General features: G+C 68.0%; 10 protein-coding genes. 3 read left to right on the forward strand and 7 right to left on the reverse strand.

Translation table 11 applies throughout. From position 1 onward, the window contains the following. Window positions 1–438, reverse strand: a complete 438-nt coding sequence (locus CCZ27_RS10975; protein ID WP_096448138.1) for a type II toxin-antitoxin system RatA family toxin — start codon at window positions 436–438, stop codon at window positions 1–3. Between the two features lie 128 nt (window positions 439–566). Between CCZ27_RS10975 and smpB the strand changes: the two genes are divergently transcribed. Continuing rightward, complete coding sequence (gene smpB / locus CCZ27_RS10980) at window positions 567–1013, forward strand: SsrA-binding protein SmpB (protein ID WP_096448140.1); 447 nt, start codon at window positions 567–569, stop codon at window positions 1011–1013. Between the two features lie 48 nt (window positions 1014–1061). On the opposite strand, the gene CCZ27_RS10985 is transcribed toward smpB, so the two are convergent. From CCZ27_RS10985 to CCZ27_RS11000, 4 genes are all read right to left on the reverse strand, one after another. After that, on the reverse strand, window positions 1062–2639 hold the full coding sequence (locus CCZ27_RS10985; RefSeq protein ID WP_096448142.1) for a protein adenylyltransferase SelO: 1578 nt from the start codon (window positions 2637–2639) through the stop codon (window positions 1062–1064). 198 nt (window positions 2640–2837) lie between these two features. After that, window positions 2838–4277, reverse strand: coding sequence for an ABC transporter permease (locus tag CCZ27_RS10990; RefSeq protein WP_096452425.1), 1440 nt, complete (start codon window positions 4275–4277; stop codon window positions 2838–2840). Window positions 4278–4288: 11 nt separating this feature from the next. Beyond that, entirely contained in the window at window positions 4289–5266 is a 978-nt protein-coding gene (locus tag CCZ27_RS10995) for an ABC transporter permease (protein ID WP_096448144.1), read from the reverse strand. Then, a complete protein-coding gene (locus tag CCZ27_RS11000; protein WP_232516663.1) occupies window positions 5266–7440 on the reverse strand; it encodes an ABC transporter substrate-binding protein in 2175 nt (724 codons plus the stop codon). Before CCZ27_RS11000 ends, CCZ27_RS10995 begins: the two co-directional genes overlap by 1 nt. Window positions 7441–7658: 218 nt before the next feature. Here CCZ27_RS11000 and fabI point away from each other — a divergent pair, with 218 nt between their 5' ends. Further along, window positions 7659–8450 carry an enoyl-ACP reductase FabI gene (gene fabI / locus CCZ27_RS11005; protein ID WP_096448146.1) on the forward strand — a complete coding sequence of 264 codons (792 nt, stop codon included), beginning with the start codon at window positions 7659–7661 and terminating at the stop codon, window positions 8448–8450. Between the two features lie 96 nt (window positions 8451–8546). Here fabI and CCZ27_RS11010 read toward each other — a convergent pair whose 3' ends face one another. Further along, a complete protein-coding gene (locus CCZ27_RS11010; protein WP_096448148.1) occupies window positions 8547–10445 on the reverse strand; it encodes a SurA N-terminal domain-containing protein in 1899 nt (632 codons plus the stop codon). Between the two features lie 150 nt (window positions 10446–10595). On the opposite strand from CCZ27_RS11010, the gene CCZ27_RS11015 reads away from it, so the two are divergent. Continuing rightward, the gene (locus CCZ27_RS11015) at window positions 10596–13922 is read left to right on the forward strand and encodes an EAL domain-containing protein (protein WP_096448150.1); all 3327 of its coding nucleotides are present in this window, start codon (window positions 10596–10598) and stop codon (window positions 13920–13922) included. Between the two features lie 65 nt (window positions 13923–13987). Here the strand turns inward: CCZ27_RS11015 and clpB are convergent, their stop codons facing one another. Next, a complete protein-coding gene (gene clpB, locus CCZ27_RS11020) occupies window positions 13988–16570 on the reverse strand; it encodes an ATP-dependent chaperone ClpB (protein WP_096448152.1) in 2583 nt (860 codons plus the stop codon). Between the last annotated feature and the right edge of the window lie 72 nt (window positions 16571–16642).

Here is a 16642-nt window from a genome sequence, read left to right on the forward strand (position 1 = left end):
TCAGCCCTTTGCATGGATCTGCGCGGCGCGCTTGACGAAGGAATCGACGAAGGTGTTGGCGATGTGGTTGAAGACCGGCCCCAGCACCTTCTCCAGCAGCTTGCTCGAGAACTGGTAGCGCAGGCTGAACTCCACCTTGCACGCCGTGTCGCCGAGCGGTGTGAAGCGCCATTCGCCGTCGAGATGGGTGAAGGGGCCGTCGGTCAGGCGCAGGTGCATTTCGCGCGGCCACACTTTCGTGTTCTCGGTGCTGAAATGGGCCTTGATGCCGTGGTAGTTGATGTGGATCGTCGCCGATGTGAGCGTTTCGGTGCGCTCATGGACCTCGGCACCGCCGCACCAGGGCAGGAAGCCCGGATAGTCCTCGCAGCGGTCGACGAGTTCGAACATCTGTTCGGGCGTGAATTCGATCAGGACAAGCTTCTTGACGTCGGCCATGTAAACGGAGGGATGAAAGTCGAAGTCGGCGCCTGTGCCGAACTGCTAAGATGCGCGATTCTACCGCATGCAGCCGGCCCGTTCGCTGCCGGGCAGCGGGGCATGCGCCCTGACTGGATTCTCGTGACATGAGCATCATCGACAACCGCAAGGCTTACCACGACTACTTCATCGAGGAAAAATACGAGGCGGGCCTCGTCCTCGAAGGGTGGGAAGTGAAGGCGATCCGTGCCGGGCGGGCGAACATCAAGGAAGCCTACGTCGTCGTCCGCGATGAGGAAATCTTCATCTTCGGCATGCACATCACGCCGCTCGCCAGCGCCTCCACCCACATCCACGCCGACCCGACGCGCACCCGCAAGCTGCTGCTGCATGCGGGCGAGATCGCCAGGCTGATCGGCAAGGTCGAACGCGCCGGCTTCACCCTGGTCCCGCTGGACCTGCACTACTCGAAAGGCCGCATCAAGATCGAGATCGGCCTGGCCAAGGGCAAGAAGCTGTACGACAAGCGCGAGGACGAGAAGAGGCGGGACTGGGAACGCGAAAAACAGCGGCTGATGCGGGTGAAGGTCTGAGCGCTCCCGCCCCGTCCCCCGGCGACCGGTGGTGAGTGCGCAGTTCCTTCAGGAACTGCACGACAGCATCGAACACCCCGCCTTATGCCGCGCCCAGTCGGGTCGCTTCGCGGCGAAGCGCTCGCGGCCGGCCTGTTCCTCGTAAGGCTTGCGGAACACGTCGAGCAGTTCCTCCACCTGCGACAGATCCCCCTCCCCGGCCGCGTCGATCGCCTGCTGCGCCAGGTAGTTGCGCGGCACGTAGAGCGGATTGGCCCGGTTCATCTCCACCTTGCGCCGGTCCTGCGGTACCGCCTGCTGCCGCAGACGCGCCGCGTAGCGCCGCAGCCACGCGGTGAATTCTTCACGCACCGCCTCGCGCCGATCGTCGCTGTAGAAAGCATCGGCAAACAGCGCCAGCGCCGATCCGCCCGGCACCTCGGCCGGCTCCGCATCGAACCCGGCCAGCCGGCGATGGAAGATCGTCATGTCCATCTCGCCATCGCGCAGCAGCCGGTGCAGGTCCGCCACCAGCGCCGAATCTCCTTCCTGCCAGTCGGCGAAGCCGAGCTTGGCCATCGTCATGCGCCGGTTCTCCGCCTCGTAGATGTCGGCATAGCCGAGCAGCGCCGCCTCCAGCGGCTCCACCTTGCCGATCACCGGATACACGGCATTGGCGAGTTGCCACAGGTTCCAGTGCGCCACCTGCGGCTGGTGGCCGAAGCGGTAGCGCCGGCCGGCCGCATCAGTGGTGTTCGGCGTCCAGTCCGGATCGAAGTCGTCGATCCAGCCGTAGGGGCCATAGTCGATCGTCAGGCCGAGGATGGACATGTTGTCGGTGTTCATCACCCCGTGCACGAAACCCACCCGCGTCCAATGCGCCATCAACACCGCGGTGCGCCGGCAGACCTCCTCGAACCAGCGCATGCGCCTTTCGTCCGCGTCGCCCTCGATCCCGGGGAAATCGCGGGCGATCGTGAAATCGATCAGCCTGCCGAGCAGCTCCCCTTCGCCGCGCGAGGCGAAGATCTCGAAATTGCCGAAGCGGATGAAGGACGGCGACACGCGGCACACGACCGCGCCCGGCTCCGGCTGCGGATTGCCGTCGTAGAACATGTCGCGGACCACCTTTTCGCCCGTCCCCACCAGGCACAGCGCCCGCGTCGTCGGCACGCCGAGGTGATGCATCGCCTCGCTGCACAGGAACTCGCGGATCGACGAACGCAGCACTGCCCGGCCGTCGGCATGGCGTGAATAAGGCGTCGACCCGGCGCCCTTCAACTGCAGCTCCCAGCGCTCGCCGCGCCCGTTGACCGCCTCGCCCAGCGTGATCGCGCGACCGTCGCCGAGTTGCCCCGCCCAGTTGCCGAACTGGTGGCCACCGTAGCAGGCGGCGTAGGGCTCCATGCCCGGCAGCAAGGCATTGCCGCCGAACACGTCGGCGAAATCCGGGGCGCGGACATCGGCCTCCTCCAGCCCCAGCAGCGCGGCGACTTCAGGCGACCACGCCAGCAACTGCGGCTTTCGCACCGGCGTCGGCATCACGCGCGAATAGCACGCGCCATGCACCTGCCTCACATGCACGCCCGGTTCCGGGTCGGCCGGCAGTTCGCGGACGAAGCGGTTGTCGAATGTCAGTTCTTTCATGGAAAAAAGATTCTCTCGAGTCTGAATACAGCCCATGGCCTCCAAACCACGCTGACCGGAGCGCGGGGCATTCCCGGAGCCGGCGAGGACTGTCCGAGCACCGAGCGCAGCGAGGGCGAGTTCCGCAGCCGGCGGAGGGAATGCCCCGCGCTCCGGTCAAATCCCCGCCCCCATCAAGAATCCACACAAAGTCAAGAATCAGGAACGCCGAGGATCGAACGCATCCCGCACCACGTCGGCAAACAGGTTCGCCGCCAGCACCAGCACGAACATGAACACGAAAGCCGCCGCCAATGACCACCAGACCATCGGCTCGCGCGCGAGTTCGGCGCGCGCCATATTGATCATCGTGCCGAAGCTGATCGTCGTCGGATCCACGCCGATGCCCACGTAGGACAGCACCGCCTCCGCCAGCACCAGGCCGGAAAAATCCATCACCAGCGCGATCAGCACGATGTGCATCACGTTGGGCAGGATGTGCCGCCGCAGGATCGCTGCCGTCCCCACGCCGAAAGCCCGCGCCGCCTGCACGTACTCCAGCTCCCGCAGCTTCAGCGCCTCGCCGCGCAGCAGCCGCGCCAGCCCGGTCCAGCTCGTGATGCCGAGGATGAAGCACAGCGCCAGCAGCCGCGCATCCGAGCGCTGCGCCGCCGTATCGAACCACTGCGGATGCGTGTCGATCACCACCTGCATCATCAACACCGCCGCCGCAATCAGCAGCACGCCAGGAATCGCGTTGAGCACCGTGTAGACGTACTGCACCGCATCATCCACCCAGCCGCCCAGATAACCCGCGGCGATCCCCAGCGCCACCGCGAAAGGCATCGTCACCAGCGTCGTGACCGTGCCGATCACCAGCGCCGTGCGCACGCCCTTCAAGGCCAGATACAGCACGTCCTGACCCACCTTGTCGGTACCCAGGACATGGTAGTGCGACGCCAGCATGATCCACGCAGAGGCGATCGCCAGCAGCACCGCCAGCGTCACGAGCGCCGCGCGCCAGGCCAGCACGGTACGGCCCCGCAGCACCGCGGACATCGCCTCGCCCCAGGGCAGGCGCCCGGCACGGGCCACGCCCCGCGCGACCAGCACGAAGGCGCCCGCCCAGCCCAGCGCGGCCACGCCCAGGGCGGACAGCATCCGGAGCGCGACGTCGCCGCCGCGCTCGACATCGGGTTCGGCCAGGTGCGCGGCGCCATGGAGCAGGCGCGGATACGTTCGCTGCTGGCCGCCGCCGGGCAACTGGACCGTCTCGCGCTGGTACAGCGTGGCCGCGAAGGGGGCCGAATACGTCTTTTCCGTCTGCAGCCGCAGCGGCGCCAGCAGCGCATCGAGCACCGACAGGACCTCGGACGAATACATCGCGCCGTTCGCCTCGCCCCCGGCGCCCTGCACGGGCTGCGCGGCGGGCGCCACGTCCGGCAGGCGGGGGCGGTAGTGCAGGCTGTCGAGCAGGCCGACCAGCACGAAGGCGAGCAGCACGGTCGCCGCCGCCATGCCGGCCGGACGGCGTCCGACCTTGCGCCATGCGTCGCGCAGCGGCTCGGTGCCGCGCACGTGCAGCGCGGCGAGCACACAGGCCAGCAACAGCAGGAAGAGCAGCGCATCCGTCCACAGGATCACCGGCTGAAAGCTCATGCCCATGCCGCCTACTCCAGCCTCACACGCGGATCGACCAGTGTGTACGAGATGTCGGTCAGGATCAGGCCGACGATGTACAACACCGAGCCGATGAACACCATCGCCCGCACCACCGCGAAATCCTGCGCATTGATGGCATCGATCGTGTAACTGCCCAGCCCAGGGATGGCGAAGAAGGATTCCACCAGCAGGCTGCCCATGAAGAGCAGCGGGATCACCACCACCACGCCGGTCAGGATGGGGATCATCGCGTTCTTCAGCACGTGGCGGAACAGCACGCGCAGTTCCGACAGCCCCTTCGCCCGCGCCGTGCGCACGTAGTCCCTCGAGATCTCCTCAAGGAAGATCGTGCGGTACCAGCGCGTGCTCGAACCGATGCCCGCGATCACACTGATCGCCACCGGCAACACCAGGAAGCGCGCGGCGTCGAGCCCGCTCGCATAGCCCGAGATCGGCACCAGCGACCACAGCTTGGACACCAGCCACTGGCCGCCGATGATGTAGAACAGCCCCGACACCGACATCATCGCCACGCAGCCCACCACGCCCCAGAAATCCAGATAGGTGGCGCGGAAGAACACCAGCAGCAGCGCGAAGCTGATCGCCGCGAAGAGCCCGAGTGCGAAGGTCGGCAGCGCGATCGCCAGGGACGGCCCCATGCGGTCGCGGATCTCCCGGGCGATGTCGCGGCCGTCGTCGGCGCGGCCGAAGTCGAACGCGAACATGCGCAGCGACTTGTCGAAGAAGATCGTGTCGGTCACCCGCGCCGTGCCGCCGGCCTCGGAATTTAAGAACATGGGCTTGTCGTAGCCGCGCTCCACCTTCCAGCGCTCGATCGCCTCCGGCGTGGCGCGCTTGACCCCGATCTGCATGCGCGCCATGTCGTCGGGCGAATTCACCACGAAGAACAGCACGAAGGTCAGCAGATTCACGCCGATCAGGATGGGAATCGCGTACAGCACGCGGCGGATCAGGTAGGCGAACATCAGCGCCCTCCCCCGCCGGTGCGCAGCGCCCCGGCCGGACCCGCGGCATCACCCGCCGCGGTGGCGCGCTCGTGGCGGCGCCAGTGCCGCACGGCCGGTGCCACGATGGCGGCGAGCAGCAATGCCGCGACGACCAGCGGCCACGGCACCGGCCGGTTCCAGGCGGCGCGCGCCGCCTCCCGCCGGGCGACGTCGATGCGCTGGTATTTCAGCGTGTTGCGCACGATGTTGCCGGGCCTGCGGTTATGTATCCAGCCATGCTGCAGCGAATAGGACTTGGGGTGGAAGCCGAACAGCCAGGGGGCGTCGTGGCGCAGGATGCCCACCATGCGGTCGATGATGCGCTGGCGCTCGGGGCCGTCGGGCATGGCCTTCATGCGCTCGAACAGCGCGTCGTATTCCGGATTCTCGTAGTTCGACGCGTTCTGGCCGTGGAACTTCACCTTGCCCTGGGGCCCGTAGAGCAGGAACAGCATGTTCTCGGGGTCGGGGTAGTCCGCGTTCCAGCCGACGAAGAAGAGCTGGGCATTGCCCTGGCGCACTTTGTCCTGGAAGCGGTTGAAATCGGTCGGCCGCACCACGAACTGCACGCCGAGTTCGCGGAACTGCTTCGCCAGCCAGTCCGAGCGCGACTTGTCGCCCAGCCCGCCGGGCGTGGTGTCCAGGTTCAGGATCAACGGTTCGCCCGTCTTCGCGTTGCGGCCGTCGGGCCAGCCCGCCTCGGCCAGCAGGCGACGGGCGACGTCCAGCCCGCGGCGCCGCGGCTGGCCGTCGCGCCATTCGTAGATCACCGGATTGATGCCGGCCTCGCCCTCGCGCGCGCCGAACATCCCCGGCGGGATGGGGCTCATCGCCGGCACGCCGCGGCCGTTGAGGAAGATCGACACGAACTCCTCCATGTCCAGCGCGACCGACACCGCCTGGCGCAGCTTGCGCGCACGCTCGCGGCCTTCCCTCGTATCGCCGCCGCCCACCAGCGGGTCGAGCATGTTGAAGCCGAGGTAGTAGATCGAGGGCGACACCGAGGTCAGCAGCCGGATGCCGCGCGCTTCCATGTCGTCCGACAGCGTGACCTCGCCCTGGCTGCTCATCGTCACCGCCTGGTCGAAGTTGTCCGACGACACGCCCGAGGCGTCGTAATAGCCCTGCAGGAACTTGTTCCAGTAGGGGATGCCCTCGCGCTCGCGGGAGAACACCACCTCGTCGATGAACGGCACGGGCTTGCCGCAATCGGCCAGCAGGCCGTTCCCGCGGTCGTCCGCCCCGCCCTCGCAGGGATAGGTGTCGGCGCGGTAGTTCGGGTTGCGCACCAGCACCATGCGGGCGTTCGGATTGTTTTCGGCCAGCATGTAGGGACCGGTGCCCACCGGCCACCAGTCCAGGGTCAGGTTGCGCTCGGCCATGCCCGGCTGGCCGAAGAAGCGGTCGGCCTCCGGCGGCACCGGTGCGAAGAAGGGCATCGACAGCCAGAACAGGAACTGCGGATAGGCGCCCTGCAGCGTGATGCGGTAGGTGTGGCGGTCGACCACCTCCACGCCCGGCAGTTCGAACTTCGCCAGGTCGAGCCAGCCCGGGTTCTTCTTCGCTTCCTCGGCCAGCCGTACCTGGAGATCCTTCAGGCCGGGCAGATACTCCGCCATCAGTTCGAAGATCGGCGAATGCAGGCGCGGATGCGCCAGGCGCTTGATCTGGTGCACGAAGTCGGCGGCCTCCAGCTCACGCGTGCCGGTCGCGGCGAAGTCCCCCACGCCGCGGATGCCGCGCAGATCCTCCGGCGCCAGCGCCAGGTAGCGCGGCATGCCGTCCTCCGCCCTGGCGAAGGCCGGATGCGGCTGGTACAGCACGCCCGGACGGATGCGGATCTCATAGACGCTCTTTGCCACGCGCGCCGCATCGGCGGTGTCCGGCAACTGGCGCCCGACGGCATCGTAGCGCCGCAGCAGCGGCATCTCGGCCGCCACGCCCGGCTCCAGCGCGTACGGGCGCTTCAGGTAATGGTACTGCAGCGGCGGCTCCATGATCTGGTACAGGAACGTCGCCTCGTCCTCGACGTAGGACTGCACCGGATCGAGATGCTTCGGCCGCTCGGTGAAGGCGGTGTACAGGATGTTCCGGCCGCGCTCCGAAGCCGGATAAGGGTCGTTCCAGACCGGTCCGCATCCACCCAGCAGCATGCCGGCGGCACACGCCAGCGCGGCGATGCGGAACGGGTCGGGACGGCGGCGGCTACGGGAGCGGGACGGCGGAAAACGCATCGGCGGAAGGAGCGGAATGCGGGCGATGATCGTGACCGAAGGCCGGATTCTGTCAGGTTTCGCCCGCAGCCGCATGGACAGATTGACCACGGCGCCTTTGGGTATAATCCGCCGATCTGTTATTTGGAGTCGTACTCATGGGCTTTCTAGCCGGCAAACGAATTCTCATCACTGGACTGCTCAGCAACCGTTCGATTGCGTACGGCATCGCCAAGGCCATGCACCGCGAGGGTGCGGAACTCGCCTTCACTTACCAGAACGACCGCTTCCATGACCGCGTCACCAAGATGGCGGCGGATTTCGACAGCCAATTGATCTTCCCGCTCGACGTCCAGGAGGACGCGCAGATCGCCGGCCTGTTCGAGCAGCTCGGGCAGCACTGGGACGGGCTGGACGGCCTCGTCCATTCCATCGCCTACGCCCCGGGCGAGGCGCTCGAGGGCGACTTCCTCGACGGCCTGTCGCGCGACGCCTTCCGCGTCTCGCAGGAAGTCAGCGCCTACAGCTTCCCGGCGCTGGCCAAGGCCGCACGGCCGATGATGAAGGGGCGCAACGGCTCGCTGCTCACCCTGTCCTACCTGGGTGCGGTACGCACCATGCCCAACTACAACATCATGGGCATGGCCAAGGCCGGCCTCGAGGCGGCGGTGCGCTACATGGCCGTCACCCTGGGCCCCGAGGGCACGCGCGTGAATGCGGTCTCCGCAGGGCCGATCAAGACGCTCGCCGCCTCCGGCATCGGCAACTTCGGCAAGCTGCTCGCCTTCAACGAGCACAACGCGCCGCTGCGCCGCAACGTGACGATCGAGGAGGTCGGCAATGCCGCCGCATTCCTGTGCTCCGACCTGGCCAGCGGCATCACCGGCGAAATCATGTACGTCGACGGCGGCTTCAACACCACCGCGCTCGGCAACGCCGAACAACCCTGATCGCAGGCGCGCCGTGCCGGCGGCGGCCGATCGAAACGGAAACGCCCGGGAATCCCGGGCGTTTCCGCGTCTACGGCAGCACTGCGGAAAGCGGCATCAGCCCGCGGCGCCTGCCGCCGGCCGCAGCTTGAGTTCCACCTTGTAGCGGCCGCGCAGTTCGGCGAGGAAGGCGCTGAAATCCCGCTCGGCGATCAGCCGGCGATACTGTGCGGCCACCGCCGCGACGCGGGGGTCGTCGTTCGCCAGCTCCGGGCGCTTCACCGCCTCGATGCGATAGATCGTGTAGTCGCCGCCCGGCACGGCCAGGCCGACGTAGGCCGGCAGCTTCGCCGTCGGGGCGGAGAACACCGCCGCCATCGCCGCCGCCGGCAGGCCGGGCGCGGCGCGTTGCAGGCTGCGGGACTCGCTCCATGCGCCGGTGGCCGATTCGCCCTTGTTCAGCGCGGCCAGCACCGCCTCGCCCTGCTCCACCGCCTTCTTCGCCGCGGCTTCGTTGCGCAACTGGTCGGCGATGCGCGCCTTCACTTCCTCCAGCGGCAGCCGCTGCGCCGGCTCGAACTCGACCGCGCGCGCCGCCACCAGCGTGTTGTTGCCGACCTCGACGGCCTCCGTGTTGCGGTGGTTCCTCACCGCTTCGTCGGCGAAGAGCGCGTTCATCAGGCGCTCGCTGCGATGGCCGCCGAGCGCATCGGCGCCGCGTGCGATCCAGTCGGTGCGCCGGATTTCCAGCTTGAGCGCTTCGGCGACCGGCGCCAGGCTGTCGGACTGCTCATACACCGTGTTCGAGAACTGTTCCGCCAGTTCGGCGAACCGGCGTCCGGCAGCCTGCGTGCGCAGTTCGGCCGCGATCTGGTCATGCACCTCGGCAAACGGACGGATGCTCGAAGGCTTGATCGCGGTGACCTGGATGATGTGCAGGCCGAACTCCGAGCGGACGGGGTCGCCGATCTCGTCCTTCTTCTGCGCGAAGGCGGCCTCTTCGAACGCCTTCACCATCACGCCGTGGCCGAAGAAGCCGAGATCGCCGCCACGGCCGGCCGAGCCCGGGTCCTGGGAATTCTCGCTGGCGAGGCGGGCGAACCGCGACGGGTCCTTGCGCAGTTCGGCGACCAGTTCCTGCGCACGCGCCGTCACCTTCTGCACCTCTCCTTCAGCGGCGCCGGGCTCGATCTGGAGCAGGATGTGGCGCGCCTGGCGCGTCTCCGGCTGGCCGAAGCGCTGGGGGTTGCTGTCGTAGGCCGCGCGGACTTCCTCTTCGCTCACGGCGACCTGCTTTTCCACCGCGGCATGGTCGAGCACCACGTATTCCGCCTTCAGCCGGGCCGGCCGCTCGAAGCTCGCCGCGTTGGACTCGTAGAACTGGTTGATCTCCTCGTCCGTCGGCTTGATGTCCGCCACATGGCGGGCGGCCGGGAAGCGCATCTCGCCGATGGTGCGCTCCTCGAGCTGGGCGGCGAGGAAACGGCTCGCCGAGGCCGTCGGCACGAAGCCCGCCTCGCCCACCGCCGTCGCCACTTGCTGGATGCGCACATCGTGCGCGACGCGGGTTTCGAACATCGCCGGGCTCATGCCCTGCGCGCGCAGCAGCGCCTCGTAGCGCTCCAGCGAAAAGCGGCCGTCCTGCTGGAAGCTCTCGAGGCCGGCGATGGTCTGCTGGAGCTGGGCCGGCGTCACGTTGAGACGGCTCTCCATGCCATACAGCGCGAGCACCCGCTGATTCACCAGATTCTCGAGCACGGCGCGGCGCAATTCCTCGGATTCGAGCATCGCGCGGTCAACCTGCCCGCCGGCCGCGCTGCGCAGGCGATCCTGCTGTTCGCGCAGCGCACGGTCGAACTCCCCTTCGGTGATCGGCGTACCATCGACCACCGCCACTTCTCCGCCGCCGGGCGCATCCCGGAAATAGGCGTCCATGCCGAAGAATGCGAACGGGATGATGAGCAACGCGAGAATGATCTGGGCGACACGCTGGTTTTTACGAACAGCCTCGAACATCTTGAATTCCGTATGAGCCAGGGAAGGAACCGGCGAGACCCGGAGGAGGGGCGCCAAAGAGCGCGAGTGTAGCGCAATGTGCCGCCATTCTGGCCGTCCGCATGCGGTGCGTCACACTCGGCGGCATTGTCCGCGGGATATATTGCCGGGATGCGCGCCACCCTTCCGCGAAACCTCCAGGTCTGCCTCGTAATCTGCCTCGCATACTGGCTGACCGGCTTCGCATCGCTTCAGCTCGCGGTACCGCCGGGCTATACGGCGCCGGCGTTTCCACCTGCCGGCATCGCGCTGTCCGCCCTGCTCATCTTCGGCCTGCGCACCTGGCCGGCGGTCTGCCTGGGATCGCTGCTCGTGCAGTTCTCGGCCGCCTGGCCACTGCTCGGCACCCCGGGCTGGAGCGTCCTCGGCCCCCTGATCGTCCCGGCCGGCGCGACCTTGCAGGCAGTCGCGGGCGCGCTCCTCGCCCGGCGCCTCATCGCCTTCCCGAACGCGCTGGACACGCCGCGCCCGGTGGTGCTCTTCCTGGCGGTCGCCGCGCCACTGAGCTCGCTGATCAGCCCTTCCATCGCGGTCCCCGCCCTCGTCCGTGCCGGCATCATCCCGCCGGCCGAAGCCGCCTTCAACTGGTGGACATGGTGGACCGGCGACACGCTGGGCGTGCTGATCGCCGCGCCGCTGATGTTCGTCCTCGCCGGCCGGCCGGCGGCCGCCTGGCGACCCCGCCGCCTCGGGGTCATCGTACCGCTGGCGGTCGCGCTCGTCCTGCTGGCGCTGGCATACCGCCAGGTCATGCACTGGGAAGACCTGCGCATCGAATCGCAATTCGCGCGCGATGCCGAGCATGCCGCCGACCGGATGCAGAGACGCCTCAATGTGCAACTGGACGTGCTGCTCGCCATCGAGCGCCTGATGGCGGTGGGCAAGGAGATCAGCCGGGATGACTTCAAGGAGTACGTCACCCCCTGGCTGCAGACGCATCCCGGAACACAGAGCCTGAACTGGAGCCCGCTGGTGCGGCACGACGACCGCGCCGCCTTCGAGGCGCGGATGCGCGCCGAGAGGCCGGAGGGGTTCGGGATCCTCGACCGCGACACGGACGGCCGTACCTTCCCGGCCGCCGAGCACGCGGAGTACCTGCCCAGCATCTACGTGGAACCGCTGGCCGCCAATCGCAGCGTCATCGGCTTGAATCCGCTGTCCCTCGCGGCCGCGGCCGAAGCCCTGGAAAAGACCAGGACGACCGGGCAGCCGGCCGCCACCGCTGCCCTGCGCCTCGTCCAGGAAAGCGGATCGCAGCAGGGCGTGATGATCTATCGCGCCGTGCGCCAGCCCGGCACCGGGAACATGCTGGGGGTGATCTCCACCGCCCTGCGCATGGACGACGTGCTCGCGGCAGCGACCAGCGGCGCGGTTGCCGCGGGCATCGAACTCTGTCTGGCGGACCTCGGCGCGAGCGGCGAATCCGCCCGGCTGTCCGGTACCCCGGGCTGCCAGGCGCCGGCGTGGATGGATCGTGCGGTCACGCACCGCAGCCGCCTCACCTTCGCCGGCCGCAGCTGGGAACTGCGCAGCCGCGCGACCCCGGTCTACCTCGACGCCCTGCGCAGTTGGGCGGCCTGGGCAACGATCGCCGCCGGCCTGCTCGCCACCGGCATGCTCGGCGCGCTGTTGCTGATCACCACCGGCAGCCGCCGCCGCATCACCGCACTCGTCGAACGGCGCACCGCCGAACTGGAGGCCATCGGCGCCCGCCTGCACGAAGAGCAGGAGGCGCTGGCCGACGCGCAGCGCATCGCGCGCCTGGGAAGCTGGGAAACCGTATCGGGCCGCGAGGGGCTGCAGGCATCGGCTGTGCTGTACCAGCTTCTGGGCTGCGACGAGGCCGACCTGGCCACGATCGACGATCTCGTCCTTGCCGTCGCGCCGGAAAGCCGGGTATTTCTCGGCAATGCGATCGCATCCCTGTCGCACATGCCCGGCCGCATGACGCTCGACTGCAAGGTGAGCGGCCTGCCGCCGCGCATCCTGCAATTCCGCGTCGAAAGCGAGTGGCTCGCGGACCGCCTCGTCCGCATCCGCGGCACGGCGCAGGACGTGACGAGCGCACGCGAAGCCCAGGCGCAGATCCAGTACCTCGCGCACTACGACACGCTGACCGGCCTGCCCAACCGCAGCGCCTGGCAGGAGCGGGCTCGCAGTTCCCTGCACGCGGCCCAGCGCCATGGCGACGCGCTCGCGGTGCTGTTCCTCGACCTCGACAACTTCAAGACGGTCAACGATTCGCTCGGCCATCCGATCGGCGACCGCCTGCTCGCGGCCGTCGCGCGCCGGCTGGCCGACTGCATCCGCGGCGAGGATCTGCTCGCCCGCCTGGGCGGCGACGAGTTCGTCGCCCTGCTGCCCCGCCTCACGCATGCCGACGACGCCGCGGTGGTCGCCCGCAAGATGATCGATGCGCTGGCCGAGTCGGTTCATATCGACGACCACGACCTGCATCTGTCGGTCAGCATCGGCATCGCGCGCTTCCCGGACGACGGCACCGAGGTCGACACCCTCCTCAAGCATGCCGACACGGCGATGTACAGCGCCAAGGAAGCGGGCCGCAACAACTACCAGTTCTTCGCCCCGGAGATGAACGCACGCGCCACCGAACGCCTGCGCATGGAAAACGATCTGCGGCGCGCCATCGAACGCAACGAGCTGCTGCTCCACTACCAGCCGCAGATCGAGGCGGCGAGCGGCGCCCCCTACGGTTGCGAGGCCCTGGTGCGCTGGATACATCCCGAGCGCGGCCTCATCCCGCCGGACCAGTTCATTCCGCTGGCGGAATCCACCGGGCTGATCGTGCCGCTGGGCGAGTGGGTGCTGCGCGAGGCGTGCCGCCAGCAAGTGGCATGGCGCCGCGCGGGACTCCCCGACCTGGTGGTCGCGGTCAATATCTCCGCCCTGCAGTTCCACAAGCCGGACTTCGTCACCAAGGTCTCGGCCGTGCTGGCGGAGACGGGTGCGGACCCCGCCAGCATCGAGCTGGAGATCACCGAAAGCGCCCTCATGCAACCGGGCGAGGATCTGTCCGCGCGCCTGCTGCAACTGGTGGATCTGGGCCTGACGCTGGCGCTGGACGACTTCGGCACCGGCTACTCGAGCCTTGCCTATCTGAAGCGGCTGCCCATCACCCGCCTCAAGATCGACCGCTCCTTCGTCGACGACTTGCCGGGCAATGCCGAAGACGCCGCCGTCACCTCGGCCGCCCTGTCGCTGGCACGGGACCTCGGCATGCAGGTGGTGGCCGAGGGCGTCGAAACCCACGCCCAGCACGCCTACCTCACCGAGCGGGGCTGCCACGCGATGCAGGGCTACCTGTTCTCGCGGCCGCTGACGGCGGACGCATTCGCGAAGTGGCTGGCGGGCTTCGATGCCTGTGCGCACACTCCCGCGCCCGGGACCGCCCGCCCCGAATCCGTCGCCCTGGCCTGAACGGGAACGGGCCGATGCGCCGCCTCCGGCGCATCGGCCCGCCTCCGCGGCCTCGCGGCTCCTGCTCAGCCCGCGCGGCCGAAGGTGATGCGTCCGCCCTCGACATCCACGCGGATGCGGTCCTTGGCGGTGAACTGTCCCTCGAGGATGGCCTTGGCGAGCGGGTTCTCGATCCGCTCCTGGATCGCGCGCTTCAGCGGCCGTGCGCCGAACACCGGATCGAAACCGGCGGTCGCGATCTCGGCGAGCGCCGCATCGGTGACCTCCAGCCCCATTTCCAGCCGTGCCAGGCGCTTCTCCAGGTACTGCAACTGGATCTTCGCGATGCCGGCGATGTGTCTTTCGTCGAGCGCATGGAACACCACGACCTCATCGATGCGGTTGATGAACTCGGGGCGGAAGAAGGTCTTCACCTCGGCCATCACCGCCAGCTTGATCACGCCGTAGTCGCTGCCGGCCATCTGCTGGATCATCTGGCTGCCGAGGTTCGACGTCATGACGATCACGGTGTTCTTGAAGTCCACCGTGCGGCCCTGGCCGTCGGTCATGCGGCCGTCGTCCAGCACCTGCAGCAGCACGTTGAACACGTCCGGGTGCGCCTTCTCGACCTCGTCGAACAGGATCACGCTGTAGGGCTTGCGCCGCACCTGCTCGGTCAGGTAGCCGCCCTCCTCGTAGCCGACATAGCCCGGAGGGGCGCCGATCAGCCGCGCGACCGAGTGCTTCTCCATGAACTCGCTCATGTCGATGCGGATGAGATGCTCCTCCGAATCGAACAGGAATTCGGCCAGCGTCTTGCACAGTTCGGTCTTGCCCACGCCGGTCGGGCCGAGGAAGAGGAAGGAACCGTACGGGCGGTTCTCGTCCGACAGCCCGGCACGCGAGCGGCGGATGGCATCGGACACCAGGCGCACCGCCTCGTCCTGCCCGATCACCCGCTGGTGCAGGCGCTCTTCCATCTTCAGCAGCTTGTCGCGTTCGCCCTGCATCATCTTGCTGACCGGGATGCCGGTGGCGCGCGACACCACCTCGGCGATCTCCTCGGCACCGACCTGGGTGCGCAACAGCTTGTTGGGCGCGCCGCCCTCGCCGGCCTGCTCGGCCATCTTCAACTGCCCTTCGAGCTGCGGCAGCTTGCCGTACTGCAGCTCGGCTACCTTGTCGAGCTGGCCCTTGCGCTGGAAGTCCGCCATCTGCGCGCGCAGCGCATCGATCTCTTCCTTGATGTGGGCCGAGCCCGCGACCTTGGCCTTCTCGGCCTTCCAGATCTCCTCGAGGTCGTTGTACTCGCGCAGCAGCTTCTCGAGTTCTTCCTCGATGAGCTGCAGCCGCTTCCGGGAAGCCTCGTCCTTCTCCTTCTTGACCGCCTCGCGCTCGATCTTGAGCTGGATCATGCGGCGGTCGAGCCGGTCCATGACCTCCGGCTTGGAATCGATCTCCATCTTGATCCGCGCCGCGGCCTCGTCGATCAGGTCGATCGCCTTGTCCGGCAGGAAGCGGTCGGTGATGTAGCGATGGCTCAGTTCGGCTGCGGCGACGATGGCCGGGTCGGTGATCTCGACGCCGTGGTGGATCTCGTACTTTTCCTGCAGGCCGCGCAGGATGGCGATGGTGGCTTCCACCGTCGGCTCGTCGACGAGCACTTTCTGGAAGCGGCGCTCGAGCGCGGCGTCCTTCTCGATGTACTTGCGGTACTCGTCCAGCGTGGTGGCGCCGATGCAGTGCAGTTCGCCGCGCGCGAGCGCGGGCTTGAGCATGTTGCCGGCGTCGATCGCGCCCTCGGCCCTGCCGGCCCCCACCATGGTGTGGAGTTCGTCGATGAAGACGATGATGCGCCCTTCTTCCTGCGCGATCTCCTTGAGCACCGCCTTCAGCCGCTCCTCGAACTCGCCGCGGTACTTGGCGCCGGCGAGCAGCGCCGCCATGTCGAGCGACAGCACGCGCTTGCCCTTCAGCGTCTCCGGCACCTCGTCGTTGACGATGCGCTGCGCCAGCCCCTCGACGATGGCCGTCTTGCCCACGCCGGGCTCGCCGATCAGCACCGGGTTGTTCTTGGTGCGGCGCTGCAGGATCTGGATCGCGCGGCGGATCTCGTCGTCGCGGCCGATCACCGGGTCGAGCTTGCCGTGGCGGGCGCGCTCGGTCAGGTCCAGGCAGTACTTGGCGAGCGCCTCGCGCTGGCCTTCCGCATCCTGGCTGCCGACGCTGGCGCCGCCGCGCACTGCCTCGATCGCCGCCTCCAGCGCCTTTCGCGTCAGGCCGTACTCCTTGAGCAAGCGGCCGGTCTCGCCTTTGTCGTCGGCCAGCGCGAGCAGGAACATCTCGCTGGCGATGAACTGGTCGCCGCGCTTCTGCGCCTCGCGGTCGGTGACGTTGAGCAGGTTGTTGAGGTCGCGGCCGATGCCGACCTCGCCACCGTGGCCCTCGACCTTGGGCAGCCGGTCGACCGCCTTGACGAGCGCCGGCTTGAGCGGCGGCACGTTGACACCGGCACGCTGCAACAGCGACACGGTGCCGCCGTCCTCCTGCTCGAGCAGCGCGCGCAGCAGGTGCTGCGGCTCGATGAACTGCTGGTCGTTGCCGACCGCGATGCTCTGCGCATCGGAGAGGGCCTGCTGGAACTTGGTGGTGAGTTTGTCGAAGCGCATCGCCGGATTCCTTCCGTGAATGTCGAATTGCTCCCTATGTGGGGCGGATTGCCGGCGCTTCAAGTGCGCCGG

It is taken from the genome of Thauera sp. K11 (assembly GCF_002354895.1).
Classification (GTDB): domain Bacteria; phylum Pseudomonadota; class Gammaproteobacteria; order Burkholderiales; family Rhodocyclaceae; genus Thauera; species Thauera sinica.

Coding starts and splice junctions, on each gene's coding strand:
- CCZ27_RS10975 (WP_096448138.1), bottom strand. CDS start 438: ATGGCCGACGTCAAGAAGCTTGTCCTGATCGAATTCACGCCCGAACAG.
- smpB (WP_096448140.1), top strand. CDS start 567: ATGAGCATCATCGACAACCGCAAGGCTTACCACGACTACTTCATCGAG.
- CCZ27_RS10985 (WP_096448142.1), bottom strand. CDS start 2,639: ATGAAAGAACTGACATTCGACAACCGCTTCGTCCGCGAACTGCCGGCC.
- CCZ27_RS10990 (WP_096452425.1), bottom strand. CDS start 4,277: ATGAGCTTTCAGCCGGTGATCCTGTGGACGGATGCGCTGCTCTTCCTG.
- CCZ27_RS10995 (WP_096448144.1), bottom strand. CDS start 5,266: ATGTTCGCCTACCTGATCCGCCGCGTGCTGTACGCGATTCCCATCCTG.
- CCZ27_RS11000 (WP_232516663.1), bottom strand. CDS start 7,440: ATGCTGCTGGGTGGATGCGGACCGGTCTGGAACGACCCTTATCCGGCT.
- fabI (WP_096448146.1), top strand. CDS start 7,659: ATGGGCTTTCTAGCCGGCAAACGAATTCTCATCACTGGACTGCTCAGC.
- CCZ27_RS11010 (WP_096448148.1), bottom strand. CDS start 10,445: ATGTTCGAGGCTGTTCGTAAAAACCAGCGTGTCGCCCAGATCATTCTC.
- CCZ27_RS11015 (WP_096448150.1), top strand. CDS start 10,596: ATGCGCGCCACCCTTCCGCGAAACCTCCAGGTCTGCCTCGTAATCTGC.
- clpB (WP_096448152.1), bottom strand. CDS start 16,570: ATGCGCTTCGACAAACTCACCACCAAGTTCCAGCAGGCCCTCTCCGAT.